The 16,704-nt window shown below is 46.7% G+C and carries 8 protein-coding genes and 1 pseudogene; 3 read left to right on the top strand and 6 right to left on the bottom strand.

Annotation, left to right across the window (positions count from 1 at the left end):
* Window positions 1–193: 193 nt before the first annotated feature.
* Both AC6I8Y_RS23525 and AC6I8Y_RS23520 read right to left on the bottom strand, forming a co-directional pair.
* Entirely contained in the window at window positions 194–2,179 is a 1,986-nt protein-coding gene (locus tag AC6I8Y_RS23525) for a hypothetical protein (protein WP_498023106.1), read from the bottom strand.
* 146 nt (window positions 2,180–2,325) lie between these two features.
* Window positions 2,326–4,056: a sodium:solute symporter family protein gene (locus AC6I8Y_RS23520; protein WP_498021927.1), complete on the bottom strand. Its 1,731-nt coding sequence runs from the start codon at window positions 4,054–4,056 to the stop codon at window positions 2,326–2,328.
* Window positions 4,057–4,683: 627 nt separating this feature from the next.
* On the opposite strand from AC6I8Y_RS23520, the gene AC6I8Y_RS23515 reads away from it, so the two are divergent.
* The 3 genes from AC6I8Y_RS23515 (at window position 4,684) to AC6I8Y_RS23505 (ending at window position 9,983) form a co-directional block, all read left to right on the top strand.
* Window positions 4,684–6,450 carry a sodium:solute symporter family protein gene (locus AC6I8Y_RS23515; protein ID WP_394149916.1) on the top strand — a complete coding sequence of 589 codons (1,767 nt, stop codon included), beginning with the start codon at window positions 4,684–4,686 and terminating at the stop codon, window positions 6,448–6,450.
* A 93-nt stretch (window positions 6,451–6,543) separates the two neighbouring features.
* Complete coding sequence (gene uxaC, locus AC6I8Y_RS23510; protein ID WP_498021926.1) at window positions 6,544–7,980, top strand: glucuronate isomerase; 1,437 nt, start codon at window positions 6,544–6,546, stop codon at window positions 7,978–7,980.
* Window positions 7,977–9,983 (top strand): heparinase II/III domain-containing protein, encoded by a 2,007-nt coding sequence (locus AC6I8Y_RS23505; protein ID WP_498021925.1) that lies wholly within the window; start codon window positions 7,977–7,979, stop codon window positions 9,981–9,983. Before uxaC ends, AC6I8Y_RS23505 begins: the two co-directional genes overlap by 4 nt.
* 69 nt (window positions 9,984–10,052) lie before the next feature.
* Here the strand turns inward: AC6I8Y_RS23505 and AC6I8Y_RS23500 are convergent, their stop codons facing one another.
* The 4 genes and pseudogenes from AC6I8Y_RS23500 to AC6I8Y_RS23485 form a co-directional block, all read right to left on the bottom strand.
* Window positions 10,053–11,381, bottom strand: coding sequence for a lysine N(6)-hydroxylase/L-ornithine N(5)-oxygenase family protein (locus tag AC6I8Y_RS23500; RefSeq protein WP_498021924.1), 1,329 nt, complete (start codon window positions 11,379–11,381; stop codon window positions 10,053–10,055).
* Window positions 11,382–11,486: 105 nt separating this feature from the next.
* Window positions 11,487–14,087, bottom strand: coding sequence for a GNAT family N-acetyltransferase (locus AC6I8Y_RS23495; RefSeq protein WP_498021923.1), 2,601 nt, complete (start codon window positions 14,085–14,087; stop codon window positions 11,487–11,489).
* Between the two features lie 13 nt (window positions 14,088–14,100).
* A complete protein-coding gene (locus AC6I8Y_RS23490; protein WP_394149911.1) occupies window positions 14,101–14,700 on the bottom strand; it encodes a nitroreductase family protein in 600 nt (199 codons plus the stop codon).
* A gap of 100 nt (window positions 14,701–14,800) precedes the next feature.
* Window positions 14,801–16,696: pseudogene (locus AC6I8Y_RS23485) on the bottom strand (TonB-dependent receptor); the annotation flags it as partial.
* Window positions 16,697–16,704: the final 8 nt, after the last annotated feature.

Raw genomic sequence — 16,704 nt, 5'->3', positions numbered from 1 at the left:
TCCTTAATTGATTTACACACATGTTAATTGAAACATCGGTTCAAAAAAGAGATCAAGATCATTTAACTTCATTTAAAGATAGATAAATATGTCAAATGTGACTTTCATCAACAACTGTACACGGGAATGAATTGTGGTTTTTAAAACAAAAAAAGAGCTTATGGAAAGCTCTTTTTACAATTAAAATGGTATATTAATACGCCCTAAACTTTACGTACTGACAGTTATTATCACTCGTAAACGTTATTGTAGTGCCTGTAATTGCGCTACCGCTAACATAATTTGAGCTAATATTCATGCTGCCATTGCCATCAATGCTCGACAGTGTGCCTCTAAAATCACAGCTATCGTTGCTATCACTATCCCAAACCTGTACGTTTTTGCCTGCAAGATCCCTATCTAGCGCAATACACTCGGTTAAAGAAAGATCGATCTCCATCTTACTGCCCCACGCATATTGAGCTGTTGTCGTACAATTACCTGAGACTGGAGGATCCACTGGCTCTACTGGTTCCCCTTCTTCTGGCGGCCAAGAGCCTCCAGCAATGCTCACCCCTGAACTTGGTATTTGCTGGTAGACCCCTTCTGCCAACTCTTGATTCCATGTCGAAACTGGCTCACCATTAATATTCAGATGTTGGTATTTCGTCCCATCCCAGTTAAGTGCATATTCCACCCCGGGTCCGTCGAATAACCCCCAACGTACTATAGTAGCGCCTGCACTTTTCGCTTTCTTGAGTGTGTTATCAACTAGAACATTGTTTGGCCCTGTCGGACCGGACCATTTACTTGCATGATCACCCGACCCCACCCAAATAGGCTGCCAAGTTGCACCAGATTCCGGAGCGCCATTTGACCAACTGCGATGTTCGAACGGGACCTCAATTTGGTTGGCACGAATGAGATTATTGCGCTCCCAACCGCCATGAAGATTCATATCAACATTGAGTACATTATGCTCGACGATATTACCGGTCGCGGACCATTGTAGGGCTAAATGGCGAATGTTTCGGATATCGTTATTGTGAATCCAACTATTGTAGAGTTTCGAGCCTCTAATATAGCCGTTACCACCAGCACCTTTGTTCCATGAGCCGTCAATCTTGTTGTTCGAGATGGTAATATCTTTTGCAAACTCGGTAACGATAGGATGAGAACCTATCATGTCGATTTGAACGTTATCGACCCAACCATTGTTCGCCCATTTAAGGATGATTCCATGAATGGCATCTTGCGCACAGACATTCTCATATCGGTAGAGAACGCCATTAGGATTACTCTCTGACACCTGGTTGCGATTGTACCCCTCACAATGACTGCCCTTTGTATCCATTGTGAGGTAGAAATCTTGTAACCCAAAATTTTCTATTGCACTTACTGGCATCACACGGCTGTTATATCCATTTTCATTGTTGAGCGGGACATCAAACTCAAGCGGTCTATCCAGCGTCACACTATTAGCACCACTATTCACCGACGCAACTTTGAAGATTTGCGTGCGCATATGCCCTGTTTTAATATGACTTGCGCTGCGTCTTGACTCCGGCACCTGGCCTAGATCAAGAAACGCCTTGTCGCTAGCTGCGCCAACATAAATCAAATCACCTTGGCTAAACTCCGCTGCTTTACCTGACTCCAAAATAAGCGTGCTATCCCCCATTTTAGCGGGTTGCCCAAACTCAATACTATGCTTCCAATGGAAGTTGACACTCCCTTCGTAAGCTTGTTCTTTGGGGTGTTTTTCACGTGTCTCTACTCGGAACACACCAAATCCAGGCCAGTACTTTTTATCAAAGTCCGGCGCATTACTCGCATCGACACCATAAGGCGACCATGAGCGAGCCACGATTTTTGTCCCTGTGAGTGGATCACTACCTGCTCCTTTGATCACCACGCCCGATTTATCGATGTGGATTTCGTCGCTCAGATTAATCTCACCTTTGGGTAACACGATGACAGTATTCACCTCGCTAGAGGCACTGATATGGTTATCGATGATGGCTTGAAGTGCTTCTGAATCATCGATGCCATCGTTGGCAATCACACCATGGTCGATAGCATAAATCGTATTCTGAAATTGCGTAGGTAATGCTTTACCGTGTTCATAACCAGGTGAAGCTAATCCATAGGCACTATAGAGGGTAATGGGTAGCAGCAGTACTAGTTTGTTCACTTTCATTTTCACGTTGATCTCCCTTCCGTGTTTATTGATATATAGAGTTGGTGTTGAAAGAGGAGCTACTGTGAACTGCGTAGCTCCTAATTGAGGGGGATAGAGATGTAAAACCTTAGCTCGCCGTGCTGGCGGTTAGCTTATCGGCTTGCTTAGCGCTTTTTAAGTAACAAACTACCTACGGTGACAATGACAGCTCCACAGAACACGAATGCCATTCGACCCCAGAATGGATTTGGAATCAGCACCATTAAGGTAACCAGTGCGCCAAACACAAGAATCAGCTTACCAAGCATATTACGTTGCTGGCGGTCGTATTCGTCCTGACCTGCTTCTTCAATAACTGGTGTCGCAACATCATCCCAAAACTCCGTAAGTTCTTGTTTGCGTTCGCCAACAGGTGCTTTATAGAACTTAGTCGTTAGGCAGAAGAAACCACCAGTAATGAATAGGTGCCCCATAATACCGAGTAGAACTTTCAGATCTTTTGCTTCGCGACCAGTGAATGGTGTCTCTAGATTCAGCCAGTTAGCGACAACATCCGCCGTGATGACAAAGCTCACCAAATAAGAAACAACGATACCCACAACTAATGTTGCCCATGCAGCCCAATCAGGGGTTTTCTTAATGAAAATACCGAAGAAAAGCGGAACTAGGATTGGCATCTGAAGCAAAGTACTCACATACATCATCGCGTCAAACAAGCTCAAGCCACGCAGCGAGTTAATAAACAATGCCACAAGGATAATCAAACCACCGAAACACATAGTCACCAGCTGGCTAACACGCATTAACTTTTTGTCGTCTGCTTTCTTATCAATGATCGGCGCATAGAAGTTACGCACGAAGATACCGGAATTTCGGTTTAACCCTGAGTCCATTGAAGACATAGTCGCTGCAAACACGGCTGACATCAGAAGACCCACCATACCCACAGGCATCGCATTTTCTACAAAGACCAGATACACCGCATCGGCCGCTTTTTTACCAAGCTCAGCCGCATGCACCGTTGCCGCATCAGGATACATTACCGCGGTTACCCAAGGTGGCAGGAACCAAATAGCCGGACCAATAAGCATTAGCACAAAAGCAAGCAACGCCGCTTTGCGTGCATTGGTAGAGTCTTTAGCCGTTAGGAAACGGTAAGAGTCCTGCATATTGTTGATATTTTGGAGCTGCTTAACAAACATAAAGATAAACCAAGATACGAACAGCAATGAATAGTTCATATCAGAGCCCATGATGGAATCCGCTGGGAACTGCTCAATCAGATTTGACGGACCACCAATTTTAATCAATGCCGCAACCGCACAAACCACGGTTACCGCCATGATCACCACCATCTGTACAAAGTCTGACGCCACAACGCCCCACGCACCGCCAATCACTGAGATAAACAGTACGATCAAACCCGTCACCACAATGGTGGTTTCGATATCCACTTTAAATACCGCACTCACGAATAGAGCAAGGCCGTTTAGCCAGATACCCGTGTAAACAATGCTGGTTGGCATGGTTGCCCAGGTAAAGACCTGCTCATTGGTGGCCCCAAAACGGCGGCGTACACCCTCGATAGGAGTGACAACGCGCATTTGACGGAAGCGATAAGAGAAGAACAACCAAGAGAGTAAGAAACCAAACGCGTTGGCCATGAACACAACCATAATAGGGAAACCGTCGGTAAAGGCTTTACCTGCGGCACCTGTAAAGGTCCAAGCACTGAACTGAGTCATAAAGGCGGTAGAGCCCACCATCCACCAGAGCATTTTACCGCCCCCACGGAAGTAGTCACTTGTAGAGCTACCCGCGAAGCGTTTAAAGATGACGCCTATCGCTATCATAAAGATAAAGTAAACGCCCACGACGAGCATATCGACATTCATTCTGAACTCCTTTTACATTTTTTGTCTTTGTAATTTTTTAAAACTCCGTTTCATTATTTGATAAATACCGTTTTTATAAAGATCAATTCGCATGATATGTGACCTATGTAACTAAATATGTCCAACAAGTCGCTTTTGTGTTAACGCGATCAAATAATGCGCAATGGGAGGAAAAAAACACGTCAGATACCGATAGGCTTCTGAGCTAAAGAAGTAGTTAAGCCAAGACTACAACAGAGTAGAAAACCAAATAATTACTTTAAAATCATCAACCTAAGACTTAACTGAGAGAAACAAATTATCATCAAACCAATGACATATCCTCAAGCTAGCTCTGACTGGTACTCATCCTTAGATAGCTTTAACCCTCTGATTTTGAGAGGTCATAACCCATTGAAGTTGAGAGTTCCGCCATCAACATGCCCCGTCTTAGTCACCTAGCCCCTCAATGCATTCACTCTTCAAATGACTCCCCACATTACATTCCCTACTTTCATAAAAAAATGAAAAACCGTTTCATTCATCACAAAAATGGATAGAAGTGTAGCGCCCACACCTCAGTTATTGCATTATTGAACCACTGTTTTAATTTTTAAAGTTCGCAATTTCATTTTAGGGGTAAGTGTAATGAATATCGACATTTTCGTTGTCGGCGTCTACTTCATCTTCATGATCGCTGTAGGTGTCATATTCAAGCGTCTCGCTGGCAGTTCAACCAGCGACTACTTCCGTGGGGGCGGCAAAATGCTCTGGTGGATGGTGGGCTCTACCGCCTTCATGACGCAATTCAGTGCCTGGACGTTTACTGGTGCTGCAGGTAAAGCTTTCACAGATGGCTTTCCGATTATGGTCATCTTTATGGCTAACGCCTTCGGCTTCTTGCTTTCATGGTTGTTCTTCTCTTATCGCTTCCGCCAGATGCGTGTGGTAACGCCTGTAGAAGGGGTTCGACGTCGTTTTGGAGCAACCAATGAGCAGGTCTTTACCTGGGCAACCATGCCAACGAGTATCGTATACACCGGCATTTGGCTTAACGGTCTCGCTTTGTTTGTGAGTGCTGTATTCAAGATCGACATTGAAACTACGATTGTGGTTACAGGTTTGATCGTACTGTTTATCTCTGTGATCGGCGGCTCTTGGGGTGTGGTCGCGTCTGACTTTGTACAGATGGTGGTGATCATGGCGGTAACTGTGGTTTGTGCAGTTGCGGCATTGATTAAGATTGGCGGTCCATCAAACCTGATTGAGCAGTTCCCAGCAGACTCGATTATGGGTCCAAACATGAACTATCCACTGCTATTTGTAGCTTGGTTTATCTTCATGTTTGTCAAACAGCTTCAAAATATCAACAACATGCAGGACTCTTACCGTTTCCTAACGGCTAAAGACTCTACCAATGCACGCAAAGCGGCATTGCTTGCCTTCGTTCTCATGCTAATCGGCCCAGCGATTTGGTTTATGCCGCCTTGGGTAACCGCGGTTCTCTATCCAGATGCGGCACTGGCTCACGCTGACGCGCTGGGTGGAAAAGCAGCAGATGCTGTATATCTGGTATTCGTAGAGCGAGTCATGCCTGTCGGTATGGTGGGTCTTCTGATGTCTGCTGTGTTCGCAGCAACCATGTCTTCGATGGACTCAGGTCTAAACCGTAATGCGGGTGTCTTTGTTCGCAATTTCTACAGCCCGATCATCAACAAAAATGCGTCTGAGAAGAAGCTAATGCGCGTGAGTCAGGGTGTAACCGTTGTCTTCGGTGCTCTAATCATCGCAGTCGCACTCTTCATTAACTCGCTGCGTGGTCTAAGCCTGTTCGATGCCATGATGTACGTCAGTACACTGCTGCAAATGCCAATCCTAGTTCCTCTGTTCTTCGGTATGTTTATTAAGAAGACACCAGACTGGGCAGCATGGGCAACATTGGCTGTCGGTATGGTGGTGTCTTACATGGTGAGCTTTGTGATTACGCCTGACGTTATCGCTAACCTGCTTGGTATCGAGGGTGGTTTCACTAGCCGTGAAGCAGCAGACATGACCGTCATGAACGGCATCATTGGTCACCTAGTATTTACCGGCGGTTTCTTCTGCCTAACAACTAAGTTCTACAAAGAACCTGTGGGCGAGCGTGAGACTGAACTCAACGAGTTCTGGACTGACGTAGCCACTCCAGTTGTTGAAGAAGCGGGTCAAGACGCGGTGGATCGCCAGCAACGTAGCATGCTTGGCAAGTTAATCCTGGTGTTTGGTGCTTTGGTTATCACCATGGTTCTTATTCCGAACCCATTCTGGGGTCGCATGGCGTTCCTATTCTGCGGTGGTGTTGTTCTAACGGTGGGGGCTTTACTGCTTAAAAGCGCAAAAGAAACCACAGTTCTCACTCCACAAGCACAAAGCTAATTGACCTTACAGGGGCTGGTCACCAGCCCCTTGTTTAGAGTGTTAAGTAAGGCAAAAAATCAGTGTCTTACTTAGTATTTTGAGACAAAGCGTATGAGCAAAGACTATATCAACGACAATTTTCTTTTAGCATCACCTCTCGCGCAGCATCTTTATCACAGCTTCGCAAGCGAGATGCCAATTATCGATTATCACAACCACCTTGATGCCAAAGAGATTTGGGAAGACTACTGTGCTAGCAATATTGCCCAAAGCTGGTTGCACAGTGACCATTACTTGTGGCGTGCCATGCGTAGCAATGGTGTGGATGAGTACTATGTTACTGGTGATGCAAGTGATAGAGAAAAGTTTGAAAAGTGGTGCGAGACTGCCCCGTTTATTTTAGGTAATCCCCTCTATCAATGGTCGCATCTAGAATTAAAGCGATTCTTCAATTGCGAGCTATTGCTTGACCCCAAAAACAGCGACGCCATCTGGGCACATTGCCAATCAGAATTGGCGACGCAAAGACTCAGCACTCGAAATGTGTTGAAGCAGTGCAAGGTCAAAACGCTTTGCACAACCGATTCTCCCTTGTCAGAGCTTAACTACCACCAGCTCATCGCCGAGTCTGATTTCGAGGTAGACGTACTACCGACATTTCGAGCTGATGATCTGTTTGGTTTTACCGATGTCGAAAGCTATCGCCGCATTATCAATACATTAGAACACCTAACGGAATGCGACATAACGTCCCTTAGTGATCTGATGCATGCCATCACGATAAGAATGGACGTATTCCATAACTTGGGCTGTCGACTCTCTGACCTTGGGCTGACTATCGTTGAATTTGAGTCTTGCTGCCAAAACAAAGCATCAGACATTTTCCAAAAAGTCCTCGAGCAACAACCCCTAACAGACAAAGAAGTCATTCAGTTCAAAACCTATCTGTTTCAGGAACTTGGTAAGCAATACCATGCGCGCGGCTGGGCAATGCAAGTTCATATCGGTGTGCTCGTCAATGTGAACGAGAGAAGAAAGCTGGCTCTCGGAGGTGGGACTGGATTCAGTGTGATTAATGATCGTTTGATCGCCGAAGGGCTAACACAACTGCTCAGCGCGCTCGATGCCAGTGACCAACTACCAAAAACCATCCTCTACAGCGTCAATCCAAATCACAACGCCCTACTCAGCTGTATTGCTGGGGCATTCCAAGACAGCGATACCGCAGCCGGAAAAATTCAGTTTGGCGCAGCGTGGTGGTTTAACGACCACAAAGATGGCATGGAGGCTCATCTAACCACGCTCAAAAACCTCGGAGTGCTCGGTCGCTTTGTGGGCATGTTAACGGACTCGAGAAATATTTTCTCAATGAGTCGTCACGAATACTTCCGCCGCGTTCTATGTAACCTCCTCGCATCTTGGGTAGAGAGTGGGGAATTGCCCAACGATGAGAGTCTTCTCAAACAAACGATTCAAAATATCTGTTATTACAATGCACTGCGCTATTTCAACTTTCCTCAACATGAAGTCACAGGGGACGCACAATGATCCAATTCAGTGAACAACAAATCCAAACCATTAGACAGCGCGCCTCTGAAGAGACTATTTCACAACTAATTAAAGATAATGAGGTTGTACTCAACAGCGACACACTAGTACCACCAGACGGTCGTGCAACCTGGAACCTCTATTATTTTTGCCCCGAGCACGGCGTTCGTCTGACTTGGGATAGAAACAAACCTAACTCTCACTGCTGTCCTGTCGATGGCAAAGAGTTTACTGGTGAACCTTATGACGGTGCATGGTGGCGTTGGCTGAACGGATTAAATGCAAAGGCTTGCTATGACTTAGGTCTACTTTGGAACCTTACTGGGGAGTCGCGCTTTCTTGAGAAAGTAAAAGAAATCCTGCTGCAGTCTGCCAAATATTATCCGGACTACGAAGTGCATGGTGGCATTCCCTACAATGGTCCAGGTAAAGCGAATGCACAAACACTTTGTGAAGCCAATTGTCACTTGGATCTAGCTCGCGGCTATGATTTTGTTCGCTCCGAGTTTACTGCCGAAGAACGTGACTACATAGAACAGCGTTTATTGCGTGAAGGCGCTGAGTTCTTGATGGAGTATCGTACCGATCAGTTGCACAACCATGAGATGAAAATCAATGCCACTATCGGTGTGATCGGATTAATACTCGACGAAAGCCGCTACATCGAATTCGCGCTGAATACTGACTACGGTATTCACTACCAACTCAATAATGGTTGTACCGAAGAGGGGATGTGGTTCGAAGGCTCAATCCATTATCATTACTATGCCCTGCAGGCACTATTGAACTTCGAGAAAATGGCGTATCACACCCCTTACTCGGTGAGCTCAAATCCGAACTTCCTGAAGATGCTAACGTTTCCATTGAACCTGGTACTAAATACAGGCGACTTCCCGCGCCTTAACGATTGTATTGCTGGGCAAGAGAAAATCACGCACTCTCATTTGTTCGAGTTCGCTTACGCTCAATACCCATGTGACGAGTTTGCAAGTGCTCTATCGAGCATCTATCAGAACATCTCACGCGACAATATCGATGCACTGCTCTACGGTGTCGATACTTTACCGACAGCGCTACCGTTACAATGCCGCTCAATTCATACTGCGCAAGCAGGTGTGACGATTCATTGCGATCAACTACAAAACAACGCCATGCTTCTTAAGCACAGCCCTTATGGCGGTGAGCATGATCACTACGATCGACTGGGCCTTATTTTGGTGCGTGATGGCAAAGAGATCCTGCCCGATCTAGGTACCACTGGTTACGGAGCAGAGCTTCATTATGGTTACTACAAAAATACCGCCACCCACAACACACTCGTTGTGAATCAGCAAAACCAATCGCCAATTAACCCAACATTGCTGCACTTCTCCGACTCTCCGATCTGTAAGGTCATCGATACGTTAGCAGATTGGAATCAACCACCAGCGAAAGTTGATAGTCACACCATTGAGCAATGGGATAACGCCTCTTATCAGAATGTGATGTTTAGACGCATTCTATTTTGTGTGGGAGATGCGTACATTGAAGCAAACTTCATAGCGAACCCGCATAGACAACAGCTCGATTTGACCTACCATGTTCGAGGCACTCATTCTGAGCTTAAAGACTTTGAATCTTGCAAAAACCCGCTAAATGGACCGCTAGAACGGATGACCGAGACTCATATTTTAACTTCGGTTCAGGCTTACAACGGACATTACGACATAGAAGGTCAACAGCCATTTAAGCAACACATGCGCTTTGATTCGCCTTGTGATGTATTGATTGGTGAAGCACCGGATAATCCAGCAACGTCAAATTTAGCCTACACGCTAGTACGCTCTGATGCGGCAACATTGAATACAATAGTGCTGCACGATATGTCGAACTCGGATGGTGATACGACTCTTAGTGATGTCTCTTGGAATGACAACGAAGTATGCTTCAACATCATTCAACAAGGGCAGACAACCGCGATCACCTACAACTTGCATTCACATTCTTTAAGAGTGCGCGCGTAAGTCAGAGAAACCTTCAAACACCAGTAAGCCCCGCATTCAATGCGGGGCTTACTGTTTGCGGTGCACTTGTCACGATGCAATATCGCGCGGGTTGCTATTTTGGACTATCTGCGGACTCGAAGAAGAGTGTAAATCCCAATCCATAATATTGCTTGAGTTGGTATTGTTATAGAGCAGTTTATCACTGACACTATTTAGGATTGTCGCCGCTCGCCAAGCGGCTAAGCTCAATTGGGGCTCAATAATACCGTGGTTGTGAGTACCCGAGTTCACGACAAATAGTTTGCTGTCTGTCGGCTGCTTCCAAAACGCCGCATAATCCTCATTCAATAAAGGACGCCCCAGCTCATCAAGTTGTAGCTGGTCAGCAATGTTCTCTAAACACGGCGCTAGCACTCGCTTGAACCCAGTACAAAGAATCACGACATCAGCCTGTAATACCTTAATATTATTAGTAATCCCATGCTTGAGTGTGAGCTGGTTTAGCTCATCTGCCGTTTCTAAACCTACTAGTTCCTGATGAGGCTGAATGCTCCACCACTTAGGGTTTTGCAACACATACTTGTCATGATACAAAGCCTGATAAAGGATACTCAGGCAGTCGTCTGTAATACCGTCGCTGGTGAGTTTTTGCCGAGAGACTTCGCGTGCTTGCTGCGCTTTGTCCAGATGATAGAACTGATTCACGTAATCTGGCATAAAGAACTGGTCGCTGAAGCAGCTCTCATCCAGCCCTTCAAGATTTGCTCGGCGCGATACCCAATCAAGCTGACGCGGCTTACCAAAGTCACCCGCAAAGATGTGCTGAAAGATGTCAGCGCCAGTTTGTCCGCCACCAATAATCACCACTCGCTTGCCGCGGAGATCAGGTTTGCGTTGCATCATTTCGTGAGCGTGGAAACAGTTGTCGGTCAGCTTACCCCTTGCACAATCCGGCACGACAGGTTGGGTTCCGGTCCCTACTACAAGATGTTTGCTAGTGAGAGTCTGCCCATTGGACTGAATGACAAATTGGTCACCTTCGAAACGCACATCACTCACCCCAGCATCAAACTGGGTGTTTGGCAGTTGTTTCGCAACCCACGCCATATAATCTGAGAACTCTAGACGAGAAATCATAAAGTCGCCGCGTGCCGTAAACGGATAAAACTTCTGCTTTTGTACCAAATAGTTCAAAAACGAGTACGGGCTTGTTGGATCAACTGCCGTCACTAAGTCTTTTAAAAAAGAGGTCTGCATTTTGGCATGGTTGAGGAGCAATCCGGGATGCCATGCGAACTCTAGCTTTCGCTCCAAAAACTGCGTGCTGATCTCTGACTTCGGTGCTGCCAATGCCGCAATACTTAAGTTGAACGGGCCAATGCCGACACCTACTAAATCAAAATCTATTGTTTTCATTCTATTACCTACCTAGCCTGGGACGTATAAAACTCAAAGAAGCGTTCGCGCTTGCATTGCAGCATCGCCGCTCTCTTATGCGGGAAATCGAAATCAAACAGATGCTCAAATCCAATCCGTTCGGTGAGTGCGAGGACTTTTTTTGTTATCCGCTCTCGGCTCTCCCATTACATTGTTTGTATGGGCGTTAACCAGGAAGCAGTAGTGCACTATGCCTCTGGACCAAACAGAGAAATAACGCCAACCACGAAAACGCGGGTTAGCCGAGAGCATGTGAGCACCACGATCAAAGTCTTGCGCTGGATAATAGGGTCCTAATCGATCTTCTGCCGTCCAGTAGATTTCAAAGTACCCAAATGGCACCCCATCAAACTCACCTATGACAGGAAACTGATGAGGATCCGTTTCCATTTTAGTTAAGTAGTCGATATGGTCTTGATGAGACCCTTCCAACTCCCATACAGGCGAAATCGCGGGATCGTTGTGCCAACGATTGAAGCACTCAAGATCTCTGGAAAGCGACGCCTTTCGGAATGTAAGCACCTTATTCAGACCATAGATATAGCGCTGATAAAAAACGTCTACCGGCTTAGCGGGTCTCGCTGGATGAGTTAAACCATTATTCGCTTCCAATCTAATCTCGTCAGTCGGGTAATCATCTGGGCGATGCCAAATTGGCGCATGCTCCAACAAACTCGCTCTCGTCATTTGTTGCTCAGTATCAAGACAACCTCGGACAAACTCAGGTGCATGTTCACAGGTGATTTGTTGACAATCCAGCGCAAAGAAAGCGTGCTCTAGACCAGACCAATAGATAAGCGGGTCGTCAGTATCGACTTTGACTGAGATAACACCGCTAGTCTCATTTACCCTTAAAAGACCACGTTCAATCCCATTGGTTTTAAAAGACCATTGATTAGTCGCTAACGGATAGATAGCAACGTCAGAGCCATCTGGTAGGGGCTTCACGCAATCAGGGAGCGCGCCCTCACTGAGCGGATTAGGGATCTCGCGATAGATCTTAGTCGGGTCGCTCAGTGTCGCTTCATTGTGTTCTTCCACAAAACATAAAAAGTTCCGCTTCCAGTGCAGGGTATCTGAGTTCAACAAGTAGTTATAAAAGCTAGGGTCTACTGGTGATGCTGCTGCCAATGCCGCTAGCTTTTCTTGGCATACCTGATATAGCGCTTGTTCTGTCACCATACCGCTTGCTGCAATGGCTGCCACTGTGTTGATCAAAGAGTTACCAATCAGATAATAGGCAAGATAAGGATTCACAAACTCACCTTCCATGAAATATTCTGGCTTTTCACCTTCAAACACTGAAGCAAAACGCTCTAAAGCAAGTTCTGTCACGCCACTGCCTTGGCAATCGCGATACATCATGCCCGCTGGCATTCCGTTATCAACTCGCAAAAGTATATTCTGTTGGTGGGCAAGCATAACCACACCGTAATCGCTGCGTGCGACACAAAGTGGAGCAATGACGTTTTGCATAAATGCACCAAACCAATCGCATGCCGCTTGATGTTGAGAAATGTCTTCGCGCTTCGCGACTTGCTGAATCCAACTGACAACTTGAGCTTGCTGCTGTCCTGCGCAAACTTGATTAACCGTCGCAAGCAGATGAGTTTGGTCTTCATTGGCTGCAGCGCTCGCCGATTGGATTCGTTTTTCAGCAAAGAATGGATTATCGCGCAAACTAATCAAAGGCAAGTCTAAACCTTCTCCTTGTGGGTTTGTGACCGTTGCCCAAGCAGGCTCTTCGATAAAGGTTGTCGTTGGTAAGCGCTGAGCAAGCTCATGTCCGGCTTCATGCGCCAATAAACGGCTAAACAGAGTACCGCGTTTTGCCTCCTTAACCGACAGCAAGCGCAGCGAGTTGGTTAGCTTGATAGGGAGTGAAACCTTGAGCATCCAGGGCATATCAGGATGATAAATCGCTCGTGTCGAAGAGGTCGCTCGCCACCCTGAGCTGCTTGTGTTCAAATCAACCATGTCACAGCCCATCGCGGCGTAGTCATCACTCTTTCGCCACGCCTTTGCTTGCAAGGGGTGCATTGGGAAAGCCACATGATTTTCGGCGATATTCGGTCGCTCGCTATCCACAGTGCTTAACTTAAATAGCGTCTCCAGTTTGGAGTGAGCAGATTCCCCAACCGACTCTGACATCAGGCGATCTTTCGCGACGGAAAACCACTCTATCTCAAAACTGTTTTCAAACTCTGGAAGGTATACTGCTTGCTGCTCTTGAGTCAGTGGCGCACAGCTTTTTGGTGTTGGGTGCATGCTATGCCCACCAATCAGTGACTGTTCCGATTCGATAAAGGTCACTGGCTCGCCAGCACCACGCTTTTGCTTAGATTGACTCGCTCGCTGAACAAACTCATCCGATGCACCAACGCGCTGAATGAGTCGATCTCGCTTTGCTGCATCGCCATCATCGTAGCTCGCTAACACCCAATCTAGCGCTTCTGGGAAAGATAGAGGCTGGCAGTGATCATCTTGATTGAGGTAAAGCGTCCCCTCATACCGATGACGACCTGTTGGTGAGCAGTAACTAAGTGGCAACCAAAGCTGGGCATTATTAAGCTCAAAGGTTGCGCACTGTATCGCTTTGTTGTTGATTTGGCAGAGATCCGTGCTTCCCTGCATATCGACGAATAAACTGTTAAAGAAGGACTGAAAAGTCAGTGAATGTGTCATGTTTTGCTAATCCTTAATGCTCGTCTAACCAATGGGTGACTTGGTTAGGTCCGTGCCAAACTTGAGTATGTGCGCTCACACTGCCTCTGTTTTTAGTTCGTTTTTCTACTGGGGTCCCAAACACCATAAAGCCCACAGGGACGTGTACTTCCGTGAGTCCGAGTAACTGTCGAATACCCGGTAGCTCAATCGCATCGGTGGAGTACCAAACGCCGCCAAAACCAAGTTGATCGGCGGCGAGTAAGGTCATCTGACACGCTGCCGCCGCAGAGAGCAGTTGATCTTGTTTGCTCACTTCGCGATGGTCTTGCACCTGCGCAGAAATCAGAATTAGGCTTGGTGCCTTGGCGAGATAGTCCGCCAGTCGATTCGCTTGTGCGGTAGATACCTGTTTGTCGTGTGCGAGCCACGCATCACGTAAGTGGCTGATCATGTCAGGAATCTGTGATGGTTCGATCACCAAGAAATGCCAAGGTTTTAATCTGCCATGATCTGGAGTGCTCATTGCAGCCTGAAGAATGGCTTGCATTTGCTGGTTGTCGGGCGCAGGCGTGCGCATTTCATGCACGTGATAGGACACGCGCTGGTATAGAAAACTAAGTTCTTGTTTCATTGTTATATGTCTTAAGCCAACTGACGTTTGATAGAAGATTGTCGTTCTTAAGGTCAATCTAGATACTCACCTCCTCGTGCGAAGGTGAGCAAGAATTTGACTAGAACTCAGCACTGTAGCTAAGCGCGAAGGTTCGACCCTGACCGTTGTATTTGAACAATTCTGGTGCCGACACCGCGCTGTACAATACTTGTGCTCGTTGACTCCAGATCGTTTCGTATGTTGTATTGAATAAGTTCTCAATACCGAAGTTGATCTGACCAACAGGCAGCATGTAGTAGCTAGACAAACCCACGATGTTGTAACCATTTAGCTTGTTGTTATCGGCATCTTCATAGTCAGCCAGTGACTGCAAGAACACTTCCACACCATAATCAAGATTGTCGTAACCAACGCGAGTTACCGCGCTTGATGGGCTAGCAAACTGAACGGTCATATCCTGCCAAGCACCTTGGTTCTTCTCTTCGCTGCGAATCCACTGACCTTGTACACCAGCGTAAATATTCTGAGTGAAGTAGTAATCAAACTGGCCTTCAATACCGTAGATTCGGCTCTCTTCACTGCCGACGTCTAACGTCAGATCACTGGTATTAATCTTCTGCGTTTTATCCGATAGCGAGTAGTAGCCTGCAATCTGAGTTTGATAGTTATTACTGCTGGCACGCCAACCCAGCTCGATCGAGTTCGTTTTCACGCCAGGTAGCGGAGTATTATTGATGCTAACGCTGTTAGTTAGTGTTGCGTGTCCTGGGTTGGATGTCAGATCATAGGTGCCTTTTCCATAGAATTTGGCAGGGTCCGGTACGTTAAATCCTTGGCTAAAGTTCGCCCATAACTGTTGGTTATCCGCTAAGTCGTAGACACCACCAGCATTAAACAACCAAACGTCTGTTGATGAGCTGCCACCGGGAATGGCGTCGGCACCAGATAGTAATCCCGCAGCGACATACTCTTGCTGCGATAGACCAACGAAGTCACTGACATCAAAACGGGTTTTCTGATAGCGCACGCCACCGGTTAGTAACCAATCTTCTGCCACGCGCCAGTTAGCCTGAGCAAACAGTGCTGCGTTTTGCGTATCGATATTAGGGTAGCGTTGCAGTTCACGAAGCTTTTCAAACTCCATCGCACCAGACGCCATCGCTTTTTGCAGATCAAATACGCGCTGCTTTGCACTGAAGGTTTCCGAGGCGTACTCACCACCGTAATTTAGTGCCACATCTTGCCACTCTTTTTGCAGCATCAGCTTACCGCCAAAGATGCTGGTATCCTGAACTGAGGAACCGTACATCGGTGTCGTTGTATCAGGGAATGGGAAGAAGCCTAATGATTCGCTGCGATAGTAAAGCTGAGCAAGCAAGGCGTGGTCTAACACACTGTCATGCTTGTATTGCGCATTCACAAAGACGCGCTCTGTATGTGGTTGTTCATCGAGCTTAAGTCCTTTACGAATCTCAATAAGCTCAGGAAAACCAAATAGACCGGCTAGGTTAGGACCAAGGTAAGCGCCATACTCGGTATCTTGCTGACTATCGTAGTACTGCGCTGTTAGAGAAAGCGATTGCTGCTCATCAATATTAACCTCCAGATTACCCATGACATCGATAGCTTGGTTAAACTGCATATCGGTCTGAGTGATATCTGGCATGATCATGTTACCGTCACCATCATAAGCGGCCCCCTTGCCCTCATAAGCGACAGAGAGTCGACCCGCAACAGTCTCATTACCACCAGAGATAGCGAGCGCCGCTTGTTTAGTCAGATCTTCACTGCTGTTAAAGCCAGATACACCTCCGACTCGCGCTTCCACTTTGGTGTCGCCAGCCTCTCCTTTCTTGGTGATGATGTTGATGATACCGCCCGATGCACCCGCGCCAAACAATGCCGTGGCACCAGATAACACCTCAACTCGAGTAATATTGAAGGGGTCAATACTGTCAAACTGACGACTGATTTCACGTGTCGAGTTAAGCGATACGCCGTCGATCATGACTAGCGCAGAAC

It is taken from the genome of Vibrio sp. KUL78, assembly GCF_059725505.1.
This window is presented reverse-complemented; position numbering and strand designations above follow the sequence as displayed.

What these genes read in the sequence shown, in the direction of transcription:
- AC6I8Y_RS23525 (WP_498023106.1), bottom strand. Translation starts at nt 2,179, where the DNA reads ATGAAAGTGAACAAACTAGTACTGCTGCTACCCATTACCCTCTATAGT.
- AC6I8Y_RS23520 (WP_498021927.1), bottom strand. Translation starts at nt 4,056, where the DNA reads ATGAATGTCGATATGCTCGTCGTGGGCGTTTACTTTATCTTTATGATA.
- AC6I8Y_RS23515 (WP_394149916.1), top strand. Translation starts at nt 4,684, where the DNA reads ATGAATATCGACATTTTCGTTGTCGGCGTCTACTTCATCTTCATGATC.
- uxaC (WP_498021926.1), top strand. Translation starts at nt 6,544, where the DNA reads ATGAGCAAAGACTATATCAACGACAATTTTCTTTTAGCATCACCTCTC.
- AC6I8Y_RS23505 (WP_498021925.1), top strand. Translation starts at nt 7,977, where the DNA reads ATGATCCAATTCAGTGAACAACAAATCCAAACCATTAGACAGCGCGCC.
- AC6I8Y_RS23500 (WP_498021924.1), bottom strand. Translation starts at nt 11,381, where the DNA reads ATGAAAACAATAGATTTTGATTTAGTAGGTGTCGGCATTGGCCCGTTC.
- AC6I8Y_RS23495 (WP_498021923.1), bottom strand. Translation starts at nt 14,087, where the DNA reads ATGACACATTCACTGACTTTTCAGTCCTTCTTTAACAGTTTATTCGTC.
- AC6I8Y_RS23490 (WP_394149911.1), bottom strand. Translation starts at nt 14,700, where the DNA reads ATGAAACAAGAACTTAGTTTTCTATACCAGCGCGTGTCCTATCACGTG.